The following is a 15,533-nucleotide window of genomic DNA, read 5'->3' on the forward strand; positions in this document are numbered from 1 at the left end:
GTCCCCTCCACCTTGCATCACCTCGGGGCGTCCTCTAACACCCTAGGAGACCGTGCCATAGCGGGGGGAGCAAGCCAAGAATGACCGGCGGAATCGCGCAGTTCGACCTCACTGGCCGACGCGCCCTGGTGACCGGATCGAGCCGGGGCCTGGGGCTGGCAATGGCGAAGGCCCTGGCCGGCGCCGGCGCCGAACTTGTGCTCAATGGCCGCGACGAGGTGGCGCTGGGCCAAGCGGCAGCCGACCTGGCCGCAAGCGGCGCCAAGGTGTCCGCACTGGCCTTCGACGTGACCAGCCCCGACAGCGTGTCGGAGGCCATCGCTCATTGCGAGAGCCAAATCGGCCCCATCGACATATTGGTCAACAATGCGGGCAAGCAGATTCGCGGCTCGCTCGAGACCTTCAGCCACGAGAATTTCGAGGCCATACTCAGCGCCCATGTGGTTTCCACTTTTTCGGTCAGCAAAGCGGTGGCCCAACACATGCTGGCTCGTGGCCGCGGCAAGATCATCAATATCTGCTCGATCATGACCGACCACGCCCGCGCCAGCATCGCACCCTATGGCGCCGCCAAGGCCGCCATTGCCAATCTGACCCGCGGCATGGCCGCGGACTGGGCGCCCCGGGGATTGCATATCAACGCCATCGCGCCAGGTTATTTCCAGACCGACTTGAACCGGTCGCTGCTGGACGATCCCAGCTTCGACGGCTGGGTCAAACAGCGCACCCCCATGGGGCGATGGGGAAACCCCGAGGAGCTCGGTCCAGCTGCCATTTTTCTTGCTTCGGACGCATCCAGTTTCGTGAACGGACACATTCTCTATGTCGACGGCGCCTTCACAGCCACGGTTTGAACCGGCCCGCATCATTGTCGTGATGGGTGTCAGTTCGTCCGGAAAGTCCACTGTCGGGGCGGCGCTGGGCCGCGCCCTGCATGCGCCCTTTCTCGACGGCGACCAATATCATCCGGCGGCCAATGTTGAAAAAATGCGCGCCGGAACCCCTTTGACCGATGCCGACCGGTGGCCCTGGCTGGAAGCATTTGCATTGGCACTGCGACAAGCAGCCGGAAAAAAGGATGTGGCCGTCGGCGCATGCTCCGCTCTCAAGCGCGCCTATCGCGATTTCATAACTGAGAAAGCCGGGGAGCCGGTGCTGTTCATTCATCTCGAGGGCAGCCGCGAGGTCATCGGCGAGCGCATGGCCAAGCGCAAACACGAATATATGCCCACAAGCCTGCTCGACAGCCAGTTCGCCACACTCGAGGTCCCCGATGCGGCGACCGAAAATGTCATGACCGTTCCCGTGACCGATAGCGTCGACAAGATCGTGCGTACCGTTACCGGCACGCTGGATCATCTCAAGAGCTTCAAACGCTGGCAATAATGACAACCTTACCACGTTGGAGCGGCGTTCTGTAACATCGGCACGCCACGCGGGAACCGCTACCTGTCGTCCTTCCACTCAAGCGGAGACGCCCGGTATGCGCACCATCTTGATCGTCGGCGGCTATGGTACCGTCGGCCGAAAAATTGCCCGCCAATTGGCCCAGCGCGGTGACATGGCCGTCATCATTGCCGGGAGAAACTTGGACAAGGCACAGTCGGCTGCCAAGGATCTAGGCGTAGCGGCACGCAAGATCGACATCGAGGATGCAGCAACCTGGGGGAGCGCGCTGGCATCGGTGGACCTTGTGGTGGCCGCCATCGATCAGTCAGAAACCGGCTTCGTGGAACATCTTGGCGCCCAGCGCATCGCCTATATCGACGTCACGGCCGGCGATGCCTTTTTCCGCAAGGTCGAAGCACTCGACCTGCCGCGCCCCACGCTTCTTTCGGTGGGGCTGGCGCCTGGCCTTACCAATCTTCTTGCTGTCAATGCAGCATCAGACATCGAAACGCTCGACAGCATCGACATCGGCATATTGATGGGAACGGGCGATGAGCACGGTGCCGCAGCAATCGCCTGGTCCACGGCGCAAATGTTCGATCCAGAGGCCCCTCGAAACGACAAAGTGCTGGAGTTCGGGCCCGGTTTTGGCAGGCGCAAGGCCTACTTCATGGATTTTGCCGATCAGCACGTGCTGAACCGGACGCTCGGTAGCGCGAAGGCGGTCACGCGCGTGACCTATGATTCAGCATTTCTGACGGCGGCCCTGTTCTGGGCCGGTCGTCGTTTCGCTGGCAATAAGACCGTCGAGGGCATCGTGCGGCGGATCAGCCATATGCCGACATTTGGCACGGATAAGTGCGTGCTATCCGTCACCGCCACGGGCCGGACGAACGGGCAGCCCATTTTGCGCAGCGCCCACTTCTATGGCCAGCGAGAAGCTTCCGTAACCGCCGCCGTCGCAGTTGCCACTGTCGAGGAAATGCTGGCGGGCCGGATAAAGAACGGAGTGCAACATATCCACCAATGCATTGAGCCAGCGACCATCTTTGCCAAGCTCGAAAAATGGGGACATGGACGGTTCGCCTCTCCGCCACTCCGTTCCACCGTGGTGCCATAGGACGACGACGATGCCGTCATCCTGAAGGCCAGGTTACAGCGCCACGTAGCCGCCATCCACCAGATGGTAGGAGCCGGTGATATTGGACGCCGCATCCGAGAGCAGGAACAGCGTCAGCGCCGCGACCTCCTCGGATGTGCCCATACGGCCGATCGGATGGAGTGATTTGACATAATCCATCGTTTCCGCCGGCAATGCGGCCAGGAGCGGAGTATCGATGAAGCCGGGACCCACGGCGGTTACGCGAATACCCTTTTTGGCATAATCCACAGCGGCCGACTTGGTCATGCCGACAACGCCATGCTTGGCTGTGACATAGGCGGGCGCATTCGGAAACGCTACTGATCCGAGAATGGACGCCATATTGACGATGGCGCCACCGCCCGATTTCAGCATGGCGGCGATCTCATATTTCATACAATAGAAGACTGCATTGAGATTGACGTCGATGACCTTGTGCCAATCATCGAGTGTATAATCGCTCAGGGGTGCAGCCGCGCCGCCAATGCCGGCATTATTGACCCCAAGATCGAGCCTGCCGAAGGTATCCACGGCGAACCGAACCGCCATTTCCACCTGCTCGGCCTTCGCCACATCCACCGCTAATGCGGCCGCTTCCGCGCCTTTGGCCTTGATTGCGCCGGCGACCTTCTCCGCCGCGTCACCGTTGAGATCGGCCGCGATCACCTTCGCACCGCGATCGGCCAGTTGAACGGCAATCGCTTCGCCAATCCCTGATGCCGCGCCGGTGACCAGCGCGACCTTACCTAGAAAATCCTTGGTCATTTCGATCTCCTTGCTTGCTCAACCCATATGATCGCCCAGAAACCGCGACCGCCATGAGGCAGATCAAACTTGGAGACGAAACTGGTACTCGCCCATGTCAAAAGACCGGTTCATGCGACCCCGGCCGTTCCCGTGATCGGGCGGCGGAACGTGCCCTGCCCGATGGCCACCGAAAGGGCCGCCAGCACAATGATGCCGGCGCCCAGCACATTCCAGCCGTCGAGGTGAATGCCCAGCAGCACCGCATCGAAGAAAAAGGCCCAGATAATGCCGGTATATTCATAACCGGCCAGCAATGAGACCGGCGCACGCGCCACGGCCTCCACCATCGCCACATGCCCGATGCCACCCAGTAGCCCGGCCCCCATCAGCATAAGCAACGTTTGATGGTCGAGCGGCATCCAGCCCAATACCATCGTCGCCGCGCCCAATAGCGTACTCAGAACGCCGAAGGACAGGGCAATGCTGGCAGGCGGATCGGTGCGGGTCAGGTCCTTCACCTGCACACGGGACAGGGCATTGGTCGCCGCCATGCCGATGCCGGCAGCAATTCCGATCAGGGCGCCATCTCGCATGTCGCTGCCAACCAGCGCCGGAAACAACATGATAAGGACGCCCGCAAATCCCAGCAGCACCCCCAGAGCCACTAGCGCCGATATCCGCTCCTTGAGCAGCACCATGGCTGCCAGCATGGACAGGATTGGCGTGAGATAGCTCAACGCTGTCGCGACACCCACTGACAAATGGGCGAGCGCGGTGAAATTGAGGGCCATGACGACGCATCCCAGGACGCCGCGCAGCAGGTGCTTGCCGGGACGCCGGGTGCGAATGGCCACGCCGAGCTGGCCGCGAAGCGCCAGATAGGCAATGATCGGCGGCAGAGCCAGGGCACTGCGCCAAAAGATCAATTGGCCAAGATGAGCGTGATCCGCCGAGGCGTGAATGATGGCCGACATGGCAATGAGGCATAACAAGCCCCCCGTTGCCAGTGCCAAGGCGAGACGCGGATTGTGAACGGACATATAGCCATTCATAGCGCTAAACCGGGACCCGGCAACACAAAAAGCATGGCTATCGCGTCTATCGTAGCCGCCTTGTCTTTTCCAAAAAGACCGCCGCGATACGGCGGTGAGCCATCCCGCGTCGGCCTCTCGTCGTCGAGGCGGCTAACTCTGCCGCCGCGCCCAGGCTTTCATGGCCGTGATCAGATAGTCGGCAAATCCTGGCGCAATGGTCTCATAACGCTTGCGGAAGTCGGGGTGTTCATAAATGTCTGCCAGGCCCGCATAGGCCTCGGGCCCACAATCCCGCCCCCATGTCGATCCGACCCAGGCCCGATGCCGCTCTATCATCGAGTCTAGTGCTGTAGCCTGAGGCGGCAAGCCATCGACCATGCTCTGCGCCAGGCTCTGCTCAATGATCCTGAGCTCCTCCATCATTGCGGTCTGATCTGCCTGCGACAGGCCGGCCATCTGCTCCCGGCTGCGATCAATTTGCTTTTGCATATCGCTGCCATACCGATCCACCAGCCAGGCCTCGTATTCGGCCTGCTTTTCCGGCGCGACGATGCCGGAATAGAGTTCAGCGTCCTTCATTGTGCCTTCTCCTTTGAGACGGGCGATCGTGCGGTCGATCGTCCGGATCATACCGGCGTAACGCTTCGCTTGTTCTTCCAACCGGTCCCGCTGCCTCTGCAGCGTCTCGAGCCTGTCGAAATCGGGCGCATCGAGAACGGCGGCAATCTCGGCCAATGGAATATCCAGTTCTCGATGGATCAGGATTTGCTGCAGGCGCAGCAATTCCTCCTCGCCATAGTAGCGATAGCGGTTCTCACCGGTGAATGCGGGCTTGAGCAAACCGATCTCATCATAGTGGTGCAAAGTGCGCACCGAGATCCCGGCCAGCCGAGCCAATTGATTGACGGTGTAGGTCTTTCTCATCTGCTCGCATCCTCCGCGAGACGGTGAAATAGTCTCTCACGCCACGTGAGGGTCAATGGCCGGCACGCCGGGCGTGCGAGCCAGGCTGGCATTGGCGTAGCGGTCATCCAGACTGACTTCCTGGCCAACCCAATCGGGCAGCACGATCGCCTGGTCGGCCGACGTCAACTCAATTTCCGCCATGACCAGCCCCGCATGCGCGCCTTCGAAAACATCAATCTCCCAAACCAACCCGTTGTGCGGCACCAGATGGCGGGTCTTTTCCACGACATTGGGCCGCGCCAATGCCATGAGTTCGCGTCCATCGGCCAAAGGCACCTCGTATTCGAACTCGGAGCGGGTAATTCCGTTGCTGGGCCCTTTAAGGGTCAGCACCGCCCTTGCGTCGTCCAGAATGCGGATGCGCACCGTGGCCCTGGCATTGCTCGACAGATACCCCTGGATCAGCCGTTTCCGCCCGGTGACGCTGGCACGCCAGTCTTCGCCCACCACCAGAAACTTGCGCTCGATTTCCTCAGCCATGCCCTACCCCAACAATTTCCGATAGGCCCGGAAGCGGCCGGCAGCCGTCGCCGGACGCTCGGCGGCCAATTGCCGGCCCAGTCCAAACGCCTGTTCAGCCAGCGCCGTTTGCCGGTCGGCGATGACGGTGAGCAAAACCTCGCTCGCCCCATCGCCGGGGCCGCGCGATGATGCGATCCAGCCCGCCAGGACAGCCAGGTTGTGGTGATCCCCCAGCGCCTCGCCGAGCATATTTAGCTGGGTTGTCAGATTGTCCATGACCGAAGGCGCCGTGCGTTCATGCAGGCGCATCAGGTACCACCAGACCTTGGCCGCCTTGCGCCAGTCATGAATGGTTTCGCCATCTGGTGACTTGCGGGCTTTTTCGAGTCGTTTCCGGAAACGACGATAGGCCCTTTCCAGGCCCGGCTCGACAATATCCGCACCCGATGCATCGAACTGCCAGGCCCGCGCGCGCTGCCGTGCGGCCCGGAAATCGTCCACCGCCAATCCCAGTAATTCATCCTCGCCCATCTGACCGCGTAAATGAGCGGCGCGTTGCCGCAATCGGTCCAGCAGAGTCAATGAGCCGATGCCATCGCCACTCAGCCGCTCCCCCGACTGCTCGATGATATGAGCCATGGTCTGGACCATGACGGCCGCGTCGCGCGCCACCGAAAAGCGATCAGCAATGGCGCGGAAGGCACCGTTCTCCCGCTCGTAATCGGCAAAGGCCGGCCGCACCAGCTTTACAAGCGCGCGCAGCTTCTTGCAGGATTTGCGCAGGGTGTGGACTGTTTCGTCGAAATTCTCCCTGGCTTCCGTCGCCTCGATGGCCCGATCGATTTGCTCAATGGCAATGGCCCGGATCTGGTCGGCAAAACCCGAATTTTGCCTGAACGCATAGGCCATCTGCTAGAACCCAAAGCTCATCTGCCCGGCGGGCGCGCCAACGCTCACCCCTTCCAGGGCCAGCATCTTCACTTTGGTCACAGTTCCGCCAGGTGCAGAAAAACCGCCCGGCCTGCCATTGCTGGCCAAAACCCGATGGCAGGGAATGACCAACGGAATGGGATTGGCGCCCATGGCCTGGCCCACAGCACGCGACAGGCCAACATCGCCAAGCTCGCGCGCCAGATCGCCATATGTGATTGTCTGTCCCCAGGGCACCTGCACCAGCCGCTCATAGGCCTTGCGGTGAAAGCTCGGAACGGAGCCGAGATCGAGCGGCACATCGTCAAAGCCGATCTCCTGACCCTCGGCATAATCCTCGATCCGGTTCATCAGGCTCGATATCAGCCGCGTTGGCTCGCCCGGCACGGCGCCATCACGCCCCAGCCGCTCCAGCATGGCCTTTTGCGATGTGTCGGGCAGCAGGACGCGCGCCAGGCCCCGTCCAGTCCAGCCAAGGCCAAAAACGCCCAGCGCGGTCTCGAATGTCACCGTTTCCATACCGTGACCATAGGCGTCCGCCGATGCAGGCGCCAGAGCCCGATTGCCGGCGAGAACGGTCTGCTGACACATTCTGTCCCTGCCAGTGCCCACATCGGCACCGGACAAAATGGAGAAACCGATGGCCCGCATCCTTGGATATATCGCCGCGAGTCTTGATGGATTCATCGTCGATGAAAAAGGCAGTCTCGACTGGCTGTTCAAATATGACGATATGGACCTGGGCGAGCACGACTACCGCAATTTCATCAAATCCATCCGCACCGTGGTCATGGGACGCGCCACCTATGACTGGCTGGCCAATGAAGACACGCCCTGGGCCTATGGAGACCAGCGCGCCATCATCGTGACTTCGCGCCCAATCGAAAGCCCGAAAGGTCCGCTCGAGACGCGCACGGACATAGACGCGCTCATCGCCGAACTGCGCGATCTCGACGATGGCGATGTCTGGATGCTCGGCGGCGGCCAATTGCAGATGGCCTTCCTGGAGCGCGGCGCGCTTGATGAGTTGGAGATCTATGTAATGCCTGAACTGCTGGGTGGCGGGTCCCCGCTATTTCCCGCCACCGGGTATCGGGCATCGCCCGAACTGATCTCGGCAAAGCCGCTAGGCAAAGGCTGTGTAAGGCTGCATTATCGCTTTTGAGCGCCGCAGGACAGGCAGCGATGCTGCCTGTCCGGTCACGCCATCGGCGTTGCACCCCGCGTCTCCGCGGCTCCACCGAAACGGCGACCGACCCAGGCGGCAGCCTTGTCCTTGATCTGCTTGAATTTGCCCGACGCCTGGCTCAAGCGCTCATCCCAAACCGGATCGGGGCTCTGGCCCTCAATGGTCCTGAAATAGACCTCCATCATGCAGGCGATGGCGAAGGGCTCGATCAGCGCCACCTTGACCGCCCAGGCAAAGAGCAGCGCGAAAATGAAGCCACCAGCGGACCAGGCACCGGGCAGAAGCCAGACAAGCGCTGCCGCAGGGGCGAGCATGATGAGGAAGACGAGGAAAGCCAGGCCATAGGTGATCACGGTCAGCCAGGCCGCGTTCTTGAGCATGGGCCTGTAGTTCTGCCCATAAAGCACCAGCGCGGTGCGCGCCGATTCCCATGGATTGGTGGCCTTGGTGCGAATGCCGTAGGCCAGGATCACCTCATCGACCAATCCCACCGCAATATTGAGAAAGGCCCGGATAAGGCCGACCATTTGCTGCAATCCGGGAATGGGTAGGATGGATGCAATGCCCTGCGCCAGCCCGGTCACGGCCCGCAGCACGCCCTTGACCAATTGATCGACGCCGAACAGTACGCTGGTTTCGGCGAAGCGCTCTTTCACCACCACACTGGCATGCTCGATCTGTGAACGGCCCTCGGGAACAGGCTTGCCATCGAGAAGTTCGACCAGCACGGCGATATGCCCGGCCTTGACGACATAAAGGATGTATTCGCGCAGGAAGTAGATAATACCTGCCGTTAGCCCGAAACCGGCTATGCCGCCCCACATGGACGACGTCGCCTGAAAATCGGCATCGCCAAAGGCGCCCACACCCCAGCCGGTCCCCGCGCCCACGCCGGTAACCAGCACATAGGCCGCGGCAATGCCGAAATAGACGACCATACGAAAAACAATAAATGGCCAGGTGCGCATCATCAGGCCCATGGCCCGGCTGACAGAGAAATCCCACATGTTCGATAGTCCCCCAAGCAATTGGTAAAAACCGCGGGTCTCTGATACAGGGCCTCATGCCCGGTCCCATGCCCACACTCACCGACTACTTTCCACCCACTGAACCCTACCTGAACGTCATCCATGTCGATGACGACATTTTGGTGGTGGACAAGCAATCTGGCCTGCTCAGCGTGCCCGGTAAAGACCCGAGCCTCTGGGACTGCATCGAATATCGCGCCCGCCAGACATGGCCGACGGCCGGCATGTGCCACCGGCTCGACAAGGACACTTCCGGCGTTCTCGTACTTGCGCTCAACAAGCGCGCTCATGGCCGCATCGGCAGCCAGTTCGAGCACCGCAAGACCACCAAGAGCTATATCGCGCGCGTCGCCGGAATCATCGAAGAGGATAGCGGCCTCATCGACCTGCCCCTGGCCACGGACTGGCTCAACAAGCCACGCCAGAAGGTGGATCATGATCACGGTCGGTCCGCGCAGACCGAATGGCATGTCATCGAGCGCGAAGAGAACGCCACACGGGTAAGATTGGTCCCGCTAACCGGGCGCACGCATCAATTGCGCGTTCACATGAAGGCCATCGGCCATGTGATTCTGGGCGATGCATTTTATGCCGACGCCGAGGCGCTTGCGGCAGCTGACCGCCTGCAGCTTCACGCCGCCGAACTGGGCTTCACCCACCCCACCACAGAGGTGTTCACCACCTATGTGGCGCCGACGCCGTTTTGAGTGCGCTCGACACCCGGACGAAAGCAACAATTTCGGTCCCTGCGCCCCTCGCCCCTCAGGGGAGAAGGAACCCCTGCTCGCGTCGTCTCTCGCGTTCGATGCGAAAGGGCCCTTTTACTCCTCCCCCAGATACCCCACCTCGATCCGCTGAAACAATTCGCCCTGCTTCATGGTGTCGAGCCAGCGACGGAAATCGGCCACGTCCTTGAATCCGGCGCGCTGCGCCTCGGCTTCGGTGACGGCATCAGGCGACATATCGGTGATCGATTTGATCGAGAGCAGGCCTATCTTGGTCTTGAGCGTGCCGCCCGGCTTGACCGTCGGGCGGTTCCAGCGGCGGAAAATGAGATCGACCTGGCCGGCCTTGATCTGTTCGAGAAGATCGCGCTTGAGCAACATCAGTCCAATACCGCCGTGGCTGTCATTTCGATTTTGAGGCCCTTGGCCAGCAATTCCTTGACCACCACAGTGGCACGGACGGGATAAGGCTGCTCGGTGAAGAATTCACGATAAACGGCGTTCATCCCCGCGGCGTCTGCGCTGTCGGTGAGAAATATCTGCACCATCACGAGGTTGCGCAGGCTGCCGCCGGCCGCTTTCGCGGCGATTTCAAGGTTCTCGATGCAACGCCGTGCCTGCACCTCAATACCACCCTCGACAATTTCGCCGCTGACCGGATCCTCGGCAATAGCGACCAGCCAGACATGCTTGCCGGACCTCACGGCATCGTTGATCGGTGCAGACGAAGGTGCAATACCGGTTTCAATGCGTTCGATCATTTAGCCCCCGGGAAGAATCGCCTGGATATTACTGTCTTGTGCCGGAGCTTGTGACAAACACGAGGCGCCGCGCCAAGCGGGCGTGGTGAAATTGGTAGCCAGAAGACGCTTAAAGCCCTCGGCGATGGTCTCGCGGGTTCAATCCCGCCGCCTGCACCAGCCGCTAAGCTTGCGGCAACCTTTTCCCGACAATGATCACCGTCGGCCACTGGCCGCCCCTGATGTATCGAGTAAGGCGTAGCGATGTCGGCCCTGCCGCAGGATTTGGATCAGTTCGAAACCCCGCCCGGCATGGCAATCGGCGCCGGTGCCCGGCAATTCATTACCTTCACCTGTGCCGGACAAAATTTCGGCGTTGACATCATGTCCATGCGCGAAATCCGCAATTGGAGCCCGGTAACGCCCCTGCCCGCGCAGAAGCCCGATGTACTCGGCGTCATCGATATCCGCGGCCGCGTCGTGCCCATCCATGACCTGGCCCTGCGGATCGGCTGCTCCGCCGAGCCGCGCAGCCAGCATGAGGGTCAGGTGATCCTGGTGCTCAAGGTCGCGGGGCACGATATGGGCCTGCTGGTCGACAGCGTGTCCGACATCATCGAAGTCCAGGGCGACGACATATTGCCCGTCCCGCAGATCGAAGGCTCAGCCGCAAAATTCCTGGCCGGCATTGCCAGGCAGGGCGACAATCTGGTCGCCATCCTCGATGAGGAAACGGTGCTGCGGCAGGCGGTGGACCTGACGGGCGCGGCCGCCGAACCTGCGGCGGACACGCCCTCGACCGAGGGCCACGCGGAGTTTGTCTTTCTGGATGAAATCTAGATTCGGCCTGCCTCAGTCCGTGCCACCCGAGATCGGCGCGACATAGGCCACGTCGAGATCCCAAGGGAAGAAAATCCAGGTGTCCTGGCTGACTTCGGTGATGAAGGTGTCGACCAGTTCGCGGCCCTTGGGCTTGGCATAGACGGTGGCGAAATGGGCGCCGGGGAGCATATCGCGGACGACTCGGGCCGTGGCGCCGGTATCCACCAGATCGTCGACAATCAGGATCTTGCCGCCATTCTTGGCAATGTCGAGGACGGGCCGGCTGATTTCCTTGAGGACCTTGATGCCGCCCTGGTTCTGGTGGTCATAGCTTTTGACAGCCACGGTCTCGACAGTGCGGATGTTGAGCTCGCGAGCCACAATGGCGGCCGGCACCAGACCGCCGCGGGCGATGGCCACCACGGCGTCGAATGTGCCCATGCCGGTCAGGCGCCAGGCCAGGGCGCGGCTATCGCGATGAAACTGATCCCAGGTGACGGGAAAGGACTTCTGGCTCGGATTGGTCACGCGGCTCTCCTGGCGGGGCGGCGCCCCGTAAATTCGTTTGGATCGTCCTTAGCAAAGCAGGACGAAAACGCCAATCATTCTGCATCCGGCGGCGCCACACCGGCTTTTTCATGCGCGGCGGCGACCATGGCGCGAACCTTTTCGGCCGCCTCGGCCAGCCGCGCTTCGTCGGACGAGCGCAGCACCAATTCGGTCATCACGCGATCCTTGCCCATTTGCGGATAGGAACCCATCTTCACATCCGGATAATCGGCCTGCAACGCCCCGAGCGGGCCGCCCAAAGTGCCCTCGCCCACCGCCGCCTTGATGGCGACCGACGACACCTTCTTTCCGCCCTTGAGCGTGGGGGCCAGCGCCTCGAGCATGGAGCGCATGATGACCGGCACCCCGGCCATGACATGCACATTGCCGATGCGGAAGCCCGGCGCTGCGGACACCGAATTGACGATCAGATCCGCTCCTTCCGGGATACGCGCCATACGCAGACGCGCTTCATTGACCTCGGTGCCGGTCTGCTTCCAGCGCGTTTCCAGCATGGCCCGCGCCTGCGCATTGATCGGCAGCGCCACCCCGAAAGCGGCAGCGATGGCATCGGCGGTAATATCGTCATGCGTTGGCCCGATGCCGCCGGAGGTGAAGACATAGGTGTAGCGTGCGCGCAGGGCATTGACCGCCTCGACAATGGCATCCATCTCGTCCGAGACGACCCGCACCTCGGTGAGATCGATGCCCAGATCGGTGCAGAAATCGGCCACCGCACCGATATTCACATCCTTGGTGCGACCGGAGAGTATCTCATCGCCGATAACGATCATGCCGGCGGTGATGCGAATGTCTTGCTGGGTCATCGGTGCTTTTTCCTCGAGGCAGTTGTGGATGCCTCTATGCCCGCCGCAAGTCAACGGTGCACCACCCTTCCCATGATCGGTTTAAGCTCCTATTTTGCTCGTCCAGGAGACCGATTTGATGATTACCTTTGTTGACGCAACCACCAAGGCCCGCCGAACCGCCGGCGTCATTCCGCTGCATGGTGCGGAAGGCTTTGAAGGCATGCGTCGCGCCGGTGCGTTGACGGCCAGGGCCCTGGACGAATTGACGCCTTTCGTCGAGGCGGGCGTGCCCACCTCGACCATAGACCGCGTGGCCTATGAATTCGCGCGAGACCATGGCGCCGTACCGGCCACGATCTTCTACAAGGGCTATCGACACTCGGTCTGCACCTCGATCAACCATGTGGTCTGCCACGGTATTCCCGACGAGCGCCCGTTGCGCGAGGGCGATATCGTCAATGTCGATCTGACGCTGGTGCTGGACGGCTGGCATGGCGATTCGAGCCGGATGTATCCAGTGGGCGAAATCTCGCGCAAGGCCGAGCGACTGATCGAAGTGACCTATGCGGGGCTTGAGGCAGGGATTGCCGCGGCCAAACCCGGCAATACGACCGGCGATATCGGCGCGGCCATTCAGGCGGTGGCCGAGGTCGAGCGCATGAGCGTTGTCCGCGACTTTGTTGGGCACGGGCTGGGGCGGCTTTTTCACGACGAACCCAATATCCTGCATTTCGGGACGCCGGGAAGCGGCGTGCCGCTCAAACCCGGCATGATCTTCACCATCGAGCCGATGATCAATCTGGGCCGCCCGCATGTGAAAATCCTCTCCGATGGCTGGACCGCGGTGACGCGTGACCGCACGCTCTCGGCGCAATGCGAGCATTCCATCGGCATTACTGAAACCGGCTGCGAGATTTTCACGCTTTCGCCTGCAGGCCTCTTCAATCCCCTGGCGAGCCGGGCGGCCTGATGAGCGACCGGCCCGACGCTTTCGCCGAGGCCTCTCCACCAGCGCCGGCTGCTGCCGACGACCATGCCGGCCACCGCCAGCGCGTGCGCGAGCGCTTTCTCAAACTAGGTGGCGATGCGCTGGAAGATTATGAGCTTCTGGAACTGGCGCTGCAGCTCGTCATTCCGCGCAAGGACACCAAGGCCTTGGCCAAGACGCTGCTGCGCGAATTCGGCTCGTTTTCCGGCGTCTTCAACGCCAGCGAGGCCAGGTTGGCCAAAATCAGGGGGCTCGGACCGACTTCCATCGCCCACCTCAAGGTCATCCAATCGGTCGCGGCCCGCTTCGGACGCGATCGTATCGACCATGAAATGCCTATCCTGTCTTCCTGGAGCCAGTTGATCGATTATTGCCGCAGCCAGATGGCCTTTGAATCGATTGAGCAATTCCGCATTCTGTTCCTCGACAAGAAAAACCGGCTGATTGCCGACGAGGTGCAGCAGACCGGGACGGTGGACCATACGCCGGTCTATCCCCGTGAGGTCATCAAGCGCTCGCTCGAGCTTTCGGCCACAGCGCTGATCCTGGTGCACAACCATCCCTCGGGTGACCCCTCCCCCTCATCGGCCGATATCCGCATGACCAATGAAATCGCCGATATTGCTCGGCCGCTGGGCATTGTACTGCATGACCACATCATCGTGGGTAAGTCAGGCCACGCATCGCTTCGCGGGCTAAAGCTGATCTGATTTGCGGCCCGGGAGCCGCTCCCAGACCTGATTGACCAAACGCCAGGCCGATTTGATCCGCTCATTGGACTTGGCCCAGGCCCGCAACCGCTGGAAGCCGCCATGCGCCGCTGCCACCAAGCGACCAAAAGGCGTGAGGGCGACATAATGCTGGCGCAGGGGAATCTGCACATTGCACCAATGGCGTTTCTCGTCGGTATAGCCCGACCCCATGTCGAAGACCGATATGCCCTGGTCGAATACGGTCTGCATGACCCGCAACAGGCATTGCTTGCCCGGCGAGCCGGACTGGATATGGCAATCCTCGCTCATGGAGGAGATGAGGCAGAACATGCGGTCGCCCAAAACGATATTGTAGCGCACCGCCACCACCTGGCCATCGAGCCGCAGGACATGCAGGCGCACATCCACGCCTGAATCCGGTTCCAGCGCAGCGCGATAGAAGCTGGTGATATTGTCGCAGACGAAAATGTCCCGGATGCCCTGAGCCCGGAAACGGGCGGACCGCTGGGCAAACATGATGTCGAGCGCCGCTCTTGCCGATGCCGGATCCTTGATCTCCTCGAACGCCACATTGCCCAAGGCGGCGAGCCGGTCGCCCTGCTGCCGGTCGTGCTTGCGCCGCGAGCGGCTGCGCTGCTCGCGGTCGCATTGCTCCCACGAGGAAAATTCGGCGCGATAAAGCGTTTCGACTGTCAGGGCGCTGCCCAATTGGCCGAAAATGTCCGCCTGTCCGCCCATATGTGCCGGGATGGACCGCAGATAGACGAGGTCGGCGCCCGTCAGGGCCGAGGTCATGGCCTGCCAGAGCGCGGCCCGCCCATATTCGCCCAGCGCGCTTAGCCGCTCCACGTCGACCAGGGGCGCATAGCAGCCGGCATGGGCGCCGGGAAACCAGGTGTAGAGGCGCACGCCATGGACCCGCTTGCGATGCAGCGGCAAAAGCGCCACCGGCACGCCATCGACCTCCCCCACGACATAATGCTGATCGTCGCACGGAATTTTGCGGTCGGAGACCCAAAGCCGGATGAAATCGTAGCTCTGTCCCGGAGACTGGACGCCAAAGGCCTCGAACCCGCGCCAGATCGTCTCGACATCCTCGATGTGACTGGTGACACGAACCGATATGTCGCGGCGCGCGGCCTCGGGCACGCTCGCCACGTTTTTTCGTTCCTCGACAATCGGTTCCATCGCCGTGGCGATGGGCTGCGTATTCGCACTCACAATTGTTGCACTCTCCCCAAAACCGACGCCAGTCTGATCGCGAGGGGTAAATTGCGGCTGAAAATCGCATAGGGAAGAAC

The 15,533-nt window shown here is 61.5% G+C and carries 20 protein-coding genes; 8 read left to right on the plus strand and 12 right to left on the minus strand.

Going from position 1 to position 15,533, the window contains the following annotated elements:
• Positions 1-80: 80 nt before the first annotated feature.
• From V8Z65_RS09985 to V8Z65_RS09995, 3 genes are all read left to right on the plus strand, one after another.
• Positions 81-854 (plus strand): SDR family oxidoreductase, encoded by a 774-nt coding sequence (locus V8Z65_RS09985; protein WP_338719567.1) that lies wholly within the window; start codon positions 81-83, stop codon positions 852-854.
• Positions 823-1,386, plus strand: coding sequence for a gluconokinase (locus tag V8Z65_RS09990; protein WP_338719569.1), 564 nt, complete (start codon positions 823-825; stop codon positions 1,384-1,386). The genes V8Z65_RS09985 and V8Z65_RS09990 overlap by 32 nt, the downstream gene beginning before the upstream one ends.
• Positions 1,387-1,483: 97 nt before the next feature.
• Entirely contained in the window at positions 1,484-2,509 is a 1,026-nt protein-coding gene (locus V8Z65_RS09995; RefSeq protein WP_338719571.1) for a saccharopine dehydrogenase NADP-binding domain-containing protein, read from the plus strand.
• Positions 2,510-2,542: 33 nt separating this feature from the next.
• On the opposite strand, the gene V8Z65_RS10000 is transcribed toward V8Z65_RS09995, so the two are convergent.
• The 6 genes from V8Z65_RS10000 to V8Z65_RS10025 form a co-directional block, all read right to left on the minus strand.
• Positions 2,543-3,295: an SDR family oxidoreductase gene (locus V8Z65_RS10000; protein WP_338719573.1), complete on the minus strand. Its 753-nt coding sequence runs from the start codon at positions 3,293-3,295 to the stop codon at positions 2,543-2,545.
• A gap of 110 nt (positions 3,296-3,405) precedes the next feature.
• Positions 3,406-4,251, minus strand: a complete 846-nt coding sequence (locus V8Z65_RS10005; RefSeq protein WP_338719575.1) for a DMT family transporter — start codon at positions 4,249-4,251, stop codon at positions 3,406-3,408.
• A gap of 210 nt (positions 4,252-4,461) precedes the next feature.
• Positions 4,462-5,235, minus strand: a complete 774-nt coding sequence (locus V8Z65_RS10010) for a MerR family transcriptional regulator (protein ID WP_338719577.1) — start codon at positions 5,233-5,235, stop codon at positions 4,462-4,464.
• Positions 5,236-5,271: 36 nt separating this feature from the next.
• The gene (locus V8Z65_RS10015) at positions 5,272-5,757 is read right to left on the minus strand and encodes a CYTH domain-containing protein (RefSeq protein ID WP_338719579.1); all 486 of its coding nucleotides are present in this window, start codon (positions 5,755-5,757) and stop codon (positions 5,272-5,274) included.
• A gap of 3 nt (positions 5,758-5,760) precedes the next feature.
• Entirely contained in the window at positions 5,761-6,648 is an 888-nt protein-coding gene (locus V8Z65_RS10020) for a CHAD domain-containing protein (RefSeq protein WP_338719581.1), read from the minus strand.
• A 3-nt stretch (positions 6,649-6,651) separates the two neighbouring features.
• Positions 6,652-7,260 (minus strand): methylated-DNA--[protein]-cysteine S-methyltransferase, encoded by a 609-nt coding sequence (locus V8Z65_RS10025; protein WP_338719583.1) that lies wholly within the window; start codon positions 7,258-7,260, stop codon positions 6,652-6,654.
• A gap of 49 nt (positions 7,261-7,309) precedes the next feature.
• On the opposite strand from V8Z65_RS10025, the gene V8Z65_RS10030 reads away from it, so the two are divergent.
• Positions 7,310-7,834, plus strand: coding sequence for a dihydrofolate reductase family protein (locus V8Z65_RS10030; RefSeq protein ID WP_338719585.1), 525 nt, complete (start codon positions 7,310-7,312; stop codon positions 7,832-7,834).
• A gap of 35 nt (positions 7,835-7,869) precedes the next feature.
• Here V8Z65_RS10030 and V8Z65_RS10035 read toward each other — a convergent pair whose 3' ends face one another.
• Positions 7,870-8,865, minus strand: a complete 996-nt coding sequence (locus V8Z65_RS10035; protein WP_338719586.1) for a hypothetical protein — start codon at positions 8,863-8,865, stop codon at positions 7,870-7,872.
• Positions 8,866-8,933: 68 nt separating this feature from the next.
• On the opposite strand from V8Z65_RS10035, the gene V8Z65_RS10040 reads away from it, so the two are divergent.
• On the plus strand, positions 8,934-9,593 hold the full coding sequence (locus V8Z65_RS10040) for an RluA family pseudouridine synthase (protein ID WP_338719588.1): 660 nt from the start codon (positions 8,934-8,936) through the stop codon (positions 9,591-9,593).
• Between the two features lie 114 nt (positions 9,594-9,707).
• Here the strand turns inward: V8Z65_RS10040 and V8Z65_RS10045 are convergent, their stop codons facing one another.
• Both V8Z65_RS10045 and V8Z65_RS10050 read right to left on the minus strand, forming a co-directional pair.
• Positions 9,708-9,992: a hypothetical protein gene (locus tag V8Z65_RS10045; protein WP_338719590.1), complete on the minus strand. Its 285-nt coding sequence runs from the start codon at positions 9,990-9,992 to the stop codon at positions 9,708-9,710.
• Positions 9,992-10,372 (minus strand): RidA family protein, encoded by a 381-nt coding sequence (locus V8Z65_RS10050; protein ID WP_338719592.1) that lies wholly within the window; start codon positions 10,370-10,372, stop codon positions 9,992-9,994. The genes V8Z65_RS10045 and V8Z65_RS10050 overlap by 1 nt, the downstream gene beginning before the upstream one ends.
• Before the next feature lie 243 nt (positions 10,373-10,615).
• Between V8Z65_RS10050 and V8Z65_RS10055 the strand changes: the two genes are divergently transcribed.
• Positions 10,616-11,191: a chemotaxis protein CheW gene (locus tag V8Z65_RS10055; protein ID WP_338719594.1), complete on the plus strand. Its 576-nt coding sequence runs from the start codon at positions 10,616-10,618 to the stop codon at positions 11,189-11,191.
• A gap of 12 nt (positions 11,192-11,203) precedes the next feature.
• Here the strand turns inward: V8Z65_RS10055 and gpt are convergent, their stop codons facing one another.
• Together gpt and V8Z65_RS10065 are read right to left on the minus strand one after the other, a co-directional pair.
• Complete coding sequence (gene gpt, locus V8Z65_RS10060) at positions 11,204-11,701, minus strand: xanthine phosphoribosyltransferase (RefSeq protein WP_338719596.1); 498 nt, start codon at positions 11,699-11,701, stop codon at positions 11,204-11,206.
• 74 nt (positions 11,702-11,775) lie between these two features.
• The gene (locus V8Z65_RS10065; RefSeq protein ID WP_338719598.1) at positions 11,776-12,549 is read right to left on the minus strand and encodes a molybdopterin-binding protein; all 774 of its coding nucleotides are present in this window, start codon (positions 12,547-12,549) and stop codon (positions 11,776-11,778) included.
• Positions 12,550-12,670: 121 nt separating this feature from the next.
• Here V8Z65_RS10065 and map point away from each other — a divergent pair, with 121 nt between their 5' ends.
• Both map and radC read left to right on the plus strand, forming a co-directional pair.
• Positions 12,671-13,501 carry a type I methionyl aminopeptidase gene (gene map / locus V8Z65_RS10070; protein WP_338724003.1) on the plus strand — a complete coding sequence of 277 codons (831 nt, stop codon included), beginning with the start codon at positions 12,671-12,673 and terminating at the stop codon, positions 13,499-13,501.
• On the plus strand, positions 13,501-14,229 hold the full coding sequence (gene radC, locus V8Z65_RS10075; RefSeq protein WP_338719600.1) for a DNA repair protein RadC: 729 nt from the start codon (positions 13,501-13,503) through the stop codon (positions 14,227-14,229). The genes map and radC overlap by 1 nt, the downstream gene beginning before the upstream one ends.
• On the opposite strand, the gene V8Z65_RS10080 is transcribed toward radC, so the two are convergent.
• Entirely contained in the window at positions 14,215-15,453 is a 1,239-nt protein-coding gene (locus V8Z65_RS10080; protein ID WP_338719602.1) for a GNAT family N-acetyltransferase, read from the minus strand. The two genes, radC and V8Z65_RS10080, sit on opposite strands and share 15 nt — an antisense overlap.
• Positions 15,454-15,533: the final 80 nt, after the last annotated feature.

Source organism: Devosia sp. XK-2 (genome assembly GCF_037113415.1).
In the GTDB taxonomy this organism is placed as follows: Bacteria; Pseudomonadota; Alphaproteobacteria; order Rhizobiales; family Devosiaceae; genus Devosia.